We start from the raw sequence: 12,862 nt of genomic DNA, 5'->3' as shown, positions 1-12,862 counted from the left end.
ATAATTATATTATATAATTGTCTAATATTAATAAAGTTATTCTGATATATTGCCTGTCTAGTATATCATAAATTAAAAAAAAGTAAAAATATTTACGAGGAGGAAGAATGAAAAAATATTTAAAATCTTATGGAATTGCATTTATCATAGTTTTAATATATGCGTTTATCAAGTTACCAGTACTTCGACTTGATTTTACATCAGGCTTTACAACATTAATATTATTCTTTGTATTAGCCGGCATAATTGACATGATGTTTGATAGAAGTTCTAATACTTCAAAACTTGCAAAAAACAACTTTATAATAGCCTTAATTTTACTAGCTTTAGTTGTAATCGTTCCATTTTTCATAACTACACCTATCTTACATGCAAATGCATATAGAAACTTAATAGGTGAAGTATCTGAAAGTGAATTTACAGAAGATGTAAGTCCTGTAAATGTAAACGATATACGTATAGTAGATGAAGATATGGCTATGAAACTTGGCGAAAAGAAAATTGGTGAAATACCAGCAATAGGTAGTGTTTCACAACTTGGTACTTTCCACATTCAAAGTGTAAATGGAGAACTTTATTGGATAGCACCTCTAGTACATAGAGATATAATAAAATGGATTACTAACTTAGACGGTACTGATGGATATGTAATGGTTTCTGCTACAGATCCACAAGATGTCAGATTAGTTCAATCACTAGACGGAAAACCTATAAAAATAAAATATCAACCAGAAGCTTACTTCTTACAAGACCTACACAGATATCTATACGTAAAAGGTATTGTAAACTACGGTATGACAGAATTTACACTAGAAGTAGATGACAATGGTAGACCTTATTGGGTTGTAACATTATATGACCACAAAGTAGGATTTTCGGGTTCTGACGCAGTAGGAGTAGCTATATTAGATGCACAGACAGGTGACTTAAACGTATATGATATAGAAAACACTCCAAAATGGGTAGATAGAATACAACCAGAATCTCTAGTAATAAACCAAATAAAAGATTGGGGATTATATGTAAAAGGATTTATAAACTCAGTATTTTCTGAAGAAGGAGTATTAGTTCCTACAGAGGGAGCATCTTTAGTATATGGCGATGACGGCAAGTCATATTGGTATACAGGAATAACTTCTTCAGGAGGAGATGAATCTACAGTAGGATTTATGTTAGTCGACTCTAGAACAAAAGAAGCCAAACTTTATATGCAGACAGGTGCAACAGAAACAGCAGCCATGACATCGGCAGAAGGTAAAGTACAAGAAAAAAATTACGATGCTACTTTCCCTGTTATGTACAACATATACGGAACACCTACATATGTATGCGCACTAAAAGACAAAGCAGGACTTGTCAAGAGTGTAGCGTTTATATCAGTAGAAGACTACAGTGTATTAGGTGTTGGAGATAATAAAAAAGAAGCACTAGCTGCTTATAAAGACGCATTAGAAGCTGAGGGTGATGATTTAAAATTTGAAACTGATGTAGATAATATAGAACTTACAGATACTATAGAGAGAATTAATGCAGATGTCCAAAGTGGCTCAACTACTTACTACTTTACTTTAAAAGACAACAATAAATTTATATTTAAAGGAACTTCAAAAATATCTAATGAACTTCCTATTACAAATATAGGTGATAATGTAACTATAACTTATACAAAGACAGATGCAACTACAATAAACATAACAAAATTCATAAATAACAGTATCTTAGATAAATCATCCAATAAAGATAAAGAAGATAACTCTACACAAGAAAGTAAAGATAATAAAGAAAATAGTTCTACTAAAAATTAATTAATTTATAAAACCAATAAAAAGTGTACTTATTTGTAAGTACACTTTTTTTATATACAACACATATTTTTTAAGTTTAATAAATATAATATAGTTAGGTCTTTTAAAATAGTAGAGTTTTTTTCCAATATTAATATAATATATTAAACAACAATATATCATCTTATGGAGAGGTTTGTATGAATGTACTTGAAAAGGAAATACTCTTTATAATTAGTAGGCTAAGATGTTTAACTGAAAATCAATTTAATAAACTATACAACTATAAAAGAGATTCTAAAAAGAAAACACTTAGAAAAACGCTTCGAAGAATGTGCAATGATTATATTTTAGTTAAATTTCCATGCAATATCAACTATAGAGGGTATAGGGAAAATTCTTATTTATATTATATTAATGGAAGCTGCGAATACTATGAAGGAGAGGATTTAGTAAAGACATTAATAGGATCTGATATAGCAGTAAAATTAAAACTAGCTAAGTTTGAAATAGTAAGATTTTATAGGAATATAAATATTGGAGAGCATAATTATCATCTATATATTGAATATATAGATAATTTTTACAGACGAAAACAGGTTTTATTTGATATACCTCTGAATGACAAAATTGATTTTTCAAAATACAGTAGTTTGAAATTTGACTTATCGAAAACAACTATACCGTTTTTTATGGTACCCAATATAATAGTTGTTACAAATAATGCAGATGAATATAATTTTCTAGAAGATAAGCCTAAGAATGTTTTTTTTATTGATATTGCTTTACATTCTTTGTTTAAATATTTATAATATATAGAAAAATCCGTTTAATTGCGCAATAAATACTAAAAATTGCCAAAATAATGGTTGCAAAATATTAAATAATATGATTAAATTATATTATTAATTTAATTTTTAAGCCTAGGGTAGAGGCGCTTTAAAATAACAGTATTTATAAGGAGCTGGCAAGTTACGATTTATAAAGAAAGGATTTTAGAGCCGAAGTTGTAGACTTGGCGAAGTCTGCTGCTGGATTTATGCATAATATGTATGAGTCTGTCACATATCTGTGATGAGCTACAAGGTTTACTTTGTTTCTTAAACGTCCAAAGTATTCCTTTGGGCGTTTTTCATACCCAAAAAGATTAAGGGGGATTAAATAATGGGTGATATAATAGTACAAAAATACGGTGGGAGTTCAGTTGCAACAACTGAAAAAATAACAAATATTGCAAAGAGATTAATAGAAAGAAAAAAAACAGATTCTAAAATAGTAGTCGTAGTTTCAGCAATGGGAGATACTACAGACGATTATATAAGCCTTGCAAAGGATATAACTAAAAATCCAGATAAAAGAGAGTTAGACGTTCTTATGTCTACTGGAGAGATGATATCTGCATCTCTTTTAGCTATGAGTTTAAAATCTATGGGATGTGATGCAGTAAGTTACAATGCTTATCAATTAGAAATTCACACAAGTGGAACTCATGGAAAATCTTTAATTGATGATATAAATGTAAGTAAGATAAAAGAGTCTTTAGAAGAAGATAAAATAGTAATAGTTACAGGATTTCAGGGATTAGATGAAAGAGGAGACATAACTACATTAGGGAGAGGTGGATCTGATACATCTGCAGTTGCGCTTGCTGTAAAATTAAACGGCAAATGTGAGATATATACAGATGTAGATGGAATTTATTTTACTGACCCAAGAAAATTTAAAGAAGCTAAAAAATTAGAAGAAATTGAATATGAAGAGATGTTAGAGCTTGCTAGCTTAGGTGCACAAGTTATGCACTCAAGAAGTATAGAGCTTGCTCAAAAATATCAAATAGAATTATACGTAGGTTTATCATGTAGTGATATAAAAGGAACATATATAAGGGGGATAAAAAACATGAAATTAGAAGATAAAGTAATAACAGGTCTTGCAACAAGTGATGATGATGTTGCAATAACTCTAGATATAGATGAAGAAAAAGTAGTAGATTTATTTGAAAATATAGCAAACAAAAATATAAGTATGGATATGATAAGTCAAACTGCTCCAATGAATTCAAAAATAACTGTTTCATTTACAATACCAAAAGAAGATTTAGCTATTGCAAAAGAAATAGTATCAACTTATGCACCACAAGATGAAGTTATAATAGATGAAAATATAACAAAATTATCTTTAGTTGGATTAGGGATGAAGCATACTAGCGGTGTTGCATCTAAAGTATTCAGTATATTAAGAAAAAACGGAATAAAAGTAAAATTAATAACAACATCAGAAATAAGAATAACTTGTGCTATAAGCTCTGAATATACAGATATCGCTATAAGCGAAATAGCAAAAGAGTTTAATGTATAAATAATAAAAAATATTAGTTAATTTTATATAAAAAAAGTCTATTTGGGAGGATAAACATGAGACTTCAAGGAACTATGGAAATAAAAGATAATGTACTTTATATCGGTGGAGTAAGTACACTTGATCTTGTGAAAAAATATCAAACTCCACTTTATGTATTTGATGAAGAATTAATAAGAAATAATTGTAGAGAATACACTAAATCTTTTAAAGTAAAAGAAAACGGAAATAGTGTCGCTTATGCAGGGAAGGCATTTTTAACTAAATATATGTGCAAGCTTATAAAAGAAGAAGGTCTTTATTTAGATGTAGTATCTGGTGGAGAATTATACACTGCATATAAAGCCGGTATGCCTATGGAAAATATATTATTTCATGGAAATAATAAAACAATAGATGAAGTAAAATTAGGGATAGAATTAGGCGTTGGAAGATTTGTAGTCGATAATTTCTATGAACTTGATTTAATCGAAAAGTTCTGCTTAGAAAACGACAAAACACAAAAGATTTATTTTAGAGTAACTCCGGGAATCGATGCTCACACTCATAAATATATAAGAACAGGACAAATCGATTCTAAATTCGGTTTTGCACTTATAAATGGAGATTTTTATAAAGCAATAGAGAAGGTAAAAGAATACAAAAATATAGAGCTAGTGGGAATACACGCTCATATAGGTTCACAAATCTTTGAAATAAAACCGTTCTTAGATGAAGTTGAGATAATGCTTAAATTAGTAAAAGAAGTAAACGAAAATAACATTGATATAAACCTTACAGAAGTCGATTTGGGCGGTGGAATAGGTGTTTATTATACAAAAGACGATAAACCTAAGACGATAACTGAGTTTTGTGAGGCTATAATAAATAAAGCTGATGAGGTTTGTGAAGAATTAAATATAAAAAGACCAAAACTTATAATAGAACCAGGTAGATCTCTTGTAGCAAATGCCGGAAGTACAATATATACAATAGGCTCAATAAAAGAAATAAAAAATGTCAGAACTTATGTAAGTGTAGACGGGGGAATGACTGACAATATAAGACCGTCTTTATATCAAGCAGGATATGAATGTGCTGTAGTGAATAAAATAAATAAAATTGGTAATAATCATAAAGTAACTATAGCTGGAAAATGTTGTGAAAGTGGAGATATATTAATATCAGATACAGAAATAGGCGATATAGAAAGTGGAGATATTCTTATAACTACAAATACTGGGGCTTATGGATATTCTATGGCCTCAAATTATAATAAAATACCGAAAAATCCTGTTGTATTTGTAAAACATGGTCAAGATGAATTATCATGCAAAAGACAAAGTTACGAAGATTTATTGGCATTAGAAGTATAAAATAGTTACAATTATGATAACACAAGTTACAATTATGACGTTTGATATTTTATATTTTGTAGTTATATAATTAATCTATACATTTAGAAAGTTTAAATAAGTTTTCTGGCGTTTGCGGAGGTATAACTATGAATAAAAAATATTTAATTATATTAATTGTACTGATGATTTTTTCTGTAGGATGTGAAAATAAAAAATCATCAGCGCTTAAAAATGGACAAACTGCACTTGAAAGTCACGAATATGTAAAGGCTCAAAAGTATTTATCTGAAGCTCTTGAGCAGGATTCTAAAAACGAAACTGCAAGGGCTATGTATATGCAAGCTATAAAGATGCCTGAAGCTGAATACTACAAAGAAAAAGGGCTTTACAATAAGGGGATTGAATCTTTAGAATCAATAGTAAATTTAAATAATGGTTCACAAAAGATAAAAGTCGAGTCAGCTAGTTTAAAAAACGAACTAGAAAAGTCACAAAGTGAATTTGAAGAGGCATCTAATATAAGAAAAGAAAATGCAAAAGAAGCTGCCAAAAAAGGTGTAGAAAAATCAGAAGAAGAATTTTACATTTGGCAACAAAATCAACAAAAAAATGAAAAACCTAATAAAAATCAAGATGAAAACAAACAAGAAGAGTCTGATGATACAAATATAATTGATAGTATAAAAAATAAATTAGGTGAAATATTTAAATTTTAAAAACTTATAAATCAAACAAATGAAGGAAAAGTTGCTTAATATAGCAACTTTTTTTTCATTTCATCTTGTTAATTAATCAAACTTATATTACAATAAGTTTGCTAAATATGATATGAACTGAAGATGAACAAAGTTTAAATAGATTAAAGGAGAAAAAATGAGAATCAATAAATATATTGCACTTTGCGGAGTTGCATCGAGAAGAAAAGCCGAAGAATTAATATTAGCAGGCAAAGTAAAAGTAAATGATAATATAGTTAAAGAACTTTCTTATCAAGTAGATGAAGAAAATGATGTAGTAAAAGTAGATGATAAAATTATAAAAGAAGAAAATAAACTTGTATATATACTTTTAAATAAACCAGAAGGATATATAACTACTGTAAAAGACCAATTCGATAGAGAAAGTGTATTAGATTTAGTTACAGACATAAAAGAAAGAGTTTATCCAATAGGAAGACTAGATTATGAAACTAGTGGATTATTACTTTTAACTAATGACGGTGATTTAACTTATAAACTTACTCACCCAAAACACGAAGTAGACAAAACTTATGTAGCGAGAGTTAAAGGTAAGTTAACTCCTGATGAAATAAAAATGTTTAAAAGCGGTCTAAAAATAGAAGACTATGTTACAGCACCGGCAAAACTAAAAGTTATAAGATACGACGAAAAAACAAATGTATCTCTTTTAGAAATAAAAATACATGAAGGTAAAAATCGTCAAGTTAGAAAGATGTGTAAAGCTATAAACCATCCTGTACTTAGACTTAAAAGAACTGCAATGGGTAAAATAAGAATAGGTGAATGTGAAATAGGTAAATACAGATATTTAACAGAAGATGAAGTTAAATATTTAAAAAGTATTTAAAGAAGAGGTAGTATATGTTAAGAGCTAAATATATAAATAAAGTAACAGAAGTAAATAAGATTTACTTAGAAAATATAATAAATGAAGATGATGTAGTAATTGATGCTACTATGGGTAATGGATACGATACTGTTTATCTTGCAAAAAAAGTAGGACCAAAAGGAAAAGTATATGCTTTTGATGTACAAGAAGAAGCTATAAAATCTACATCAAAAAAAGTAGATAGAGAAGAACTTGAAAATGTAGAACTTATATTAGATGGACACCAAAATATGGACAAATATGTACAAGAAGAAGTATCTTGTATAGTATTTAATTTAGGTTATCTTCCAAGGGCTAAACATCAAATAATAACAAAATCAGATACGACATTAGAAGCTATAAAAAAAGGTCTAGACTTACTTAAGCCAAATGGAGTTATGAGTATTGCAATCTATAGCGGACACGAAGGTGGAATGGAAGAAAAAAATGCAGTTTATGAATTTACACAAACTCTAGATCAAAATTACTTCAATGTATTATGCACTAAATTTATAAACCAAATAAATAATCCACCAGAACTTTTATTAATAGAGAAAAAAGGATAAATATATATAAATTAAAGAATACAGATAAATAAAGAAAGAATAGTGATATAATAAATTAAAAAGTTTGTAGCTATTGAATAGGAAAGAGGGAAATATATGGATGAGAAAAAGTTACAAAATGACAATAAACAATTAATAAACATAATACAAGCACAATATCCAAGGCTTAGTAAAGGTCAAAAATTAATAGCACAATATATAATAAATAACTACGATAAAGTTGCTTTTATGACAGCTAGCAAACTAGGTGATACTGTAGGTGTTAGTGAATCTACAGTAGTTAGATTTGCAAATGCACTAGGTTATGCTGGATATCCTAAATTACAAGAAGGGCTACAAGAACTAATAAAAAACAAATTAACGACTGTTCAAAGAGTCGAAATGGCAAATGAAGACTATTCAGATGATTCAACAATTCTTAATAAAGTTTTAAAAAGTGATATAGATAATATAAAAGCTACATCAGAAGACATAGATGAAAAGGCATTTGAAGAGGCATCTAATAAAATATTAAAATCTAGAAAAATTTATATATTAGGAATGAGAAGCTCATTTACAGTAGCACAATATCTAGCATTTTATTTAAATGTAATACTAGATAATGTACAATTAATAAGAATAGATATGGGAGATCCTTATCAACAAATAGTGAGAATGAACGAAGATGATATCCTTATAGTATTTAGTTTCCCTAGATATTCAAAACAATCGCATCAAGTTGCAAAATACGCTAAAAGTAAAGGTGCATACATAGTATCTATAACAGATAGTGCTTTTGCTCCTATTGCATCACTATCAGATAATATACTACTTGCAAAAAGCAATATGGCATCATTTGTAGATTCATTAGTAGCACCTATGAGTGTTGCTAATGCACTTATAATATCAGTTGCCATGAAAGAAACAGACGATATTAAAAAGTATTTCCACGATTTAGAGCAAATTTGGGAACAATATGTAGTATATGAATAAAAATAATAATCTAAGATAATTAAATGTCGTAATTTGATATACAAATATCAAGTTACGACATTTTTTAATTCTAATAAAATTAGAGTGAATTTTAAGCAACGGAATCTTTGATTCGTTGGCGCATGAACGAAGTGAATTTTAAGCAACGGACGAAGTCGTTGGCGCCATAAACAAAGTGAATTTTTAAAAATAATAATTGACATTACATACTAAATTAACTACTATTTTATTAATAAGAAGATTTTTAATATTTAAAATTCAATGAAAAAGAAGAGTAGCTTTAAATTTATTTATAGAGAGTTGGGGATGGTGGAAGCCCGATAGCTTAGTTTATTGTGAATAGAGCTTTTGAGAAGATTATCTGAAATTTTAGTATGATAGTCGGTATACCTGCCTTAAAGGTCAGAGTGGATAAATTATTTTATTAAATAGAGTGGTACCGCGGAAAATTTCGTCTCTTAGTTTTTAACTAAGAGATTTTTTGCATATATGAATCTAATTATAACTATAATTTATCAATAAGAGTGGTACAGCGAATAATCGCCTCTTAGTTTTTAAAACTGAGGGGCTTTTTTACTAATAAATAATATAAATAAAAGGAGAGAATAGTATGGCGCAAAAAATAGAATTAAAGGGGAAAAGTTTCTTAACACTAAAAGATTTTTCAAAAGAAGAAATAAAATATTTTTTATCACTTGCAAGTTATCTAAAAACTAAAAAGAAAATAGGAATAAAAGATAATTTATTAGAAGGTAAAAACATAGCTTTAATATTTGAAAAAGCATCTACAAGAACTAGATGTTCGTTTGAAGTAGCTGCACATGATGAGGGAGCTAATGTGACTTATTTAGGTCCAAAAGATTGTCATATGGGCAAAAAAGAGTCGATGGAAGATACAGCAAAAGTATTGGGAAGATTTTTTGACGGTATAGAATTTAGAGGATATAAACAAGAAACAGTAGAATGTTTATCTAAATATTCAGGAGTACCTGTTTGGAATGGTCTTACTGATGAATACCACCCAACTCAAATCTTAGCAGATTTGTTGACAGTTTCAGAACATGTAGATAAACCTTTTGACAAGATAAAATTTGTATATATTGGAGATGCGAGAAACAACATGGGCAATTCGCTTATGATAGGATGCGTAAAAATGGGTATGAAATTTGTATCACTTGCACCAAAAGAATTGTGGCCAAATGACGAATTAGTAAACGAAATGCAAGAAGTAGCAAAAGTAACTAAGGGAAGTATTCATCTAACAGAAGATATAGATGATGTAGAAGGTGCAGATGTTATATATACTGATGTTTGGGTTTCTATGGGAGAAGAAGAACAATACGAACAAAGAATAAACTTATTAAAAGACTACCAAGTAAATATGGATATGATAAATAAAACTAAAAATGAAAATGTTATATTTTTACACTGTCTTCCATCATTTCACGATTTAGAAACAGTAGTGGCAAGAGAAATATATGAAAAATATAATTTGGCTGAATTAGAAGTTACAGATGAAGTTTTTAGATCTAAGTATTCAAAAGTATTTGATGAGGCTGAAAATAGAATGCACACAATAAAAGCAATAATGGTTGCTACATTAGCAGATGTAGATATTTCTGTTAACCATAAATAATAAATCAAAGGGCTTATATTAATAATTATATTGATATAAGCCTTTTTAAATAATACATATTTTTAAAGAAAAACTCTATTAATTTGTATTTATATTAAGTTTAAAAAGTTTTATTCATTACTAAAAAAATATAGAAAAAATAAAATATAATAAAATTTATATAGTGAAAATTGCAATTTTGATAAAAAAACTTTCATAATTAATAAGTTTTAAAAAAGACTAAAATTATAATGAATGGTTATATAATAAGATATATAGACATTTATAACTATACTTTAGTATTTAAAATATATTGCACTTTGTAAAATAAATGAAATTTTTAAAAAAAATAATTCATTTTAAGAGGTTAATACATCATGTATACACATTTAATATTTAAATATAGAATATGTTTAGGGGGATGAAAATATGTGTGTTAAAGATAATATAAGAAATAAAGAAATAAAAATAGTTGATACAACTTTAAGAGATGGGGAACAAACAGCAGGTGTTGCCTTTGCCAACCACGAAAAAATAGCAATAGCCCAAGCACTAAGTGATATAGGTATAGACCAATTAGAAGTCGGTATACCCACTATGGGCGGTGACGAAAAAGCCACAATAAAAGCAATTTGTAAAAGAAATTTAAAAGCCAGTATAATGGCGTGGAACAGAGCAGTTGTCTCTGATATAGAGCAATCTATAGATTGTGGAGTCGATGCAGTTGCAATTTCTTTATCAGTATCAGATATTCATATTCAACATAAATTAAAAAAATCTAGACAATGGGTTTTAGAAAATATGTTTAACGCAGTTACTTTCGCCCACAAAAATGGATTATATATTTCAGTAAATGGTGAAGATGCATCAAGAGCAGATACAGACTTTTTAATCGAATTTATAAATGTTGCAAAACAAGCAGGAGCAGATAGATTTAGATTTTGTGACACAGTAGGAGTTATGGAGCCTTTTTCAACTAGAGATAAAATAGAGAAGATATATAAGGCAACTAATTTTGATATAGAGATGCACACTCATAATGATTTTGGTATGGCTACTGCAAATGCAATAGCAGGAGTTATAGGTGGAGCAAATTATATAGGTTGCACAGTTAATGGCTTAGGCGAAAGAGCTGGTAATGCGGCTCTTGAAGAAGTATTGATGGCACTTAAATTTGTATATGGATATGAAAATGATGTAGATACAACTAAATTTGTTGAACTATGCAAATATGTATCACAAGCATCAGGTAGACGTCTACCACCATGGAAGGCAATAGTAGGTACTAATATGTTTAGACATGAATCAGGAATACATGCTGATGGTGCTTTAAAAGATCCTAAAAATTATGAAGCCTTTGACCCAGCTGAAGTAGGTCTTCAAAGACAAATAGTAATAGGAAAACACTCAGGAAAAGCTGCAATAGTAAATAAATTTAAAGAATACTCTATAGAACTTACAAATGAAGAAGCAAATCAAATATTAGAAGAAGTTCGTAAAGTATCTGTAGGTCTAAAAAGAGAACTATTTGATAAAGAATTAGTTCAAATATATCATGATATAAAAAATAATTATAAAATATATAAAAATTAAAACTTACAGGGGGGATAGAAAATGAGTAATGTAACATTAATACCAGGAGATGGAATAGGTCCAGAAGTCGCAGATGCAATGGTTAAAGTTGTGAAGGCTACTGGTGTAGATATAAATTGGGAAAGAGTAGACGCAGGAGCAGGTGTTATAGATAAATATAAAACTCCTCTTCCACAACATGTAATCGACTCAATAAAAAGAAATAAAATAGCTATAAAGGGGCCTGTAACTACTCCAGTAGGAAAAGGATTTAAAAGCGTTAATGTAACACTTAGACAGACTCTAGATCTATATGTAAATTTAAGACCTGTAAAGAGCTTTAGAGGAATTAAATCTAGATATGAAGACATAGATTTAGTAATAGTTAGAGAAAATACAGAGGGGTTATATTCGGGAATAGAACATAAAATTGGAGACTATGGAGCAGAAACAATAAAAATAATAACTAAGCCGGCTTGTGAGAGAATTTGTTCCTTTGCATTTAATTATGCAAAAGAAAACAACAGAAAAAAAGTAACTGGCGTCCACAAGGCAAATATAATGAAGCTAAGCGATGGTTTATTTCTAAATACATTTAAAGAAATAGCATCAAAATACCCAGATATAATAAGTGATGATTTGATAGTCGATGCAGCTTGTATGAACTTAGTTATAAATCCTCAAAAATACGATGTAATGGTTATGCCGAATTTATACGGGGATATAATATCTGATTTATGTTCAGGTCTTGTAGGTGGCCTTGGAATGATACCAGGAGCAAATATAGGTAAAGATTACGCAGTATTTGAAGCAGTTCACGGTAGTGCTCCAGATATTGCGGGAAAAAATATAGCTAATCCAACTGCAATAATTCAATCATCAGTTATGATGCTTAGATATATAGGAGAGCAACAAGCAGCTCAAAAAATAGAAGATGCACTAGTAAAAGTCTTTGAAAAAGGCGAAAATTTAACATGTGACTTAGGTGGAAGTGCAACAACTGACGAATTTACAAATGAAATATTAAAATATATAAAATAATTTAAAATA

Annotated in this window: 11 protein-coding genes, 1 riboswitch and 1 other annotated feature; all 11 genes read left to right on the top strand. The window is 28.8% G+C overall.

Features of this window, described 5'->3' with window-relative positions:
* Positions 1–107 precede the first annotated feature (107 nt).
* Entirely contained in the window at positions 108–1,805 is a 1,698-nt protein-coding gene (locus RDX53_RS12375; RefSeq protein ID WP_295733683.1) for a hypothetical protein, read from the top strand.
* A gap of 179 nt (positions 1,806–1,984) precedes the next feature.
* A complete protein-coding gene (locus RDX53_RS12370) occupies positions 1,985–2,596 on the top strand; it encodes a hypothetical protein (RefSeq protein ID WP_195931144.1) in 612 nt (203 codons plus the stop codon).
* A gap of 109 nt (positions 2,597–2,705) precedes the next feature.
* Positions 2,706–2,874, top strand: a riboswitch (Lysine riboswitch).
* Between the two features lie 74 nt (positions 2,875–2,948).
* Entirely contained in the window at positions 2,949–4,142 is a 1,194-nt protein-coding gene (locus RDX53_RS12365; RefSeq protein ID WP_195931143.1) for an aspartate kinase, read from the top strand.
* A 56-nt stretch (positions 4,143–4,198) separates the two neighbouring features.
* Entirely contained in the window at positions 4,199–5,497 is a 1,299-nt protein-coding gene (gene lysA / locus RDX53_RS12360) for a diaminopimelate decarboxylase (RefSeq protein ID WP_195931142.1), read from the top strand.
* A 128-nt stretch (positions 5,498–5,625) separates the two neighbouring features.
* Positions 5,626–6,195: a hypothetical protein gene (locus RDX53_RS12355; RefSeq protein ID WP_195931141.1), complete on the top strand. Its 570-nt coding sequence runs from the start codon at positions 5,626–5,628 to the stop codon at positions 6,193–6,195.
* A 157-nt stretch (positions 6,196–6,352) separates the two neighbouring features.
* Entirely contained in the window at positions 6,353–7,066 is a 714-nt protein-coding gene (locus RDX53_RS12350) for a pseudouridine synthase (RefSeq protein WP_195931140.1), read from the top strand.
* Positions 7,067–7,080: 14 nt separating this feature from the next.
* The gene (locus RDX53_RS12345) at positions 7,081–7,653 is read left to right on the top strand and encodes a class I SAM-dependent methyltransferase (protein ID WP_307994258.1); all 573 of its coding nucleotides are present in this window, start codon (positions 7,081–7,083) and stop codon (positions 7,651–7,653) included.
* Between the two features lie 96 nt (positions 7,654–7,749).
* Positions 7,750–8,625: a MurR/RpiR family transcriptional regulator gene (locus RDX53_RS12340; protein WP_195931138.1), complete on the top strand. Its 876-nt coding sequence runs from the start codon at positions 7,750–7,752 to the stop codon at positions 8,623–8,625.
* Positions 8,626–8,877: 252 nt separating this feature from the next.
* Positions 8,878–9,087, top strand: a binding site (T-box leader).
* 148 nt (positions 9,088–9,235) lie between these two features.
* The gene (gene argF, locus RDX53_RS12335) at positions 9,236–10,261 is read left to right on the top strand and encodes an ornithine carbamoyltransferase (RefSeq protein ID WP_195931137.1); all 1,026 of its coding nucleotides are present in this window, start codon (positions 9,236–9,238) and stop codon (positions 10,259–10,261) included.
* Positions 10,262–10,669: 408 nt separating this feature from the next.
* On the top strand, positions 10,670–11,833 hold the full coding sequence (gene nifV, locus RDX53_RS12330) for a homocitrate synthase (protein ID WP_307994257.1): 1,164 nt from the start codon (positions 10,670–10,672) through the stop codon (positions 11,831–11,833).
* Positions 11,834–11,854: 21 nt separating this feature from the next.
* On the top strand, positions 11,855–12,853 hold the full coding sequence (locus RDX53_RS12325) for an isocitrate dehydrogenase (NAD(+)) (RefSeq protein ID WP_307994256.1): 999 nt from the start codon (positions 11,855–11,857) through the stop codon (positions 12,851–12,853).
* The last annotated feature ends 9 nt before the right edge of the window (positions 12,854–12,862 follow it).

This window comes from uncultured Intestinibacter sp. (assembly GCF_902468165.1).
Taxonomy (GTDB): domain Bacteria; phylum Bacillota; class Clostridia; order Peptostreptococcales; family Peptostreptococcaceae; genus Intestinibacter.
This window is presented reverse-complemented; position numbering and strand designations above follow the sequence as displayed.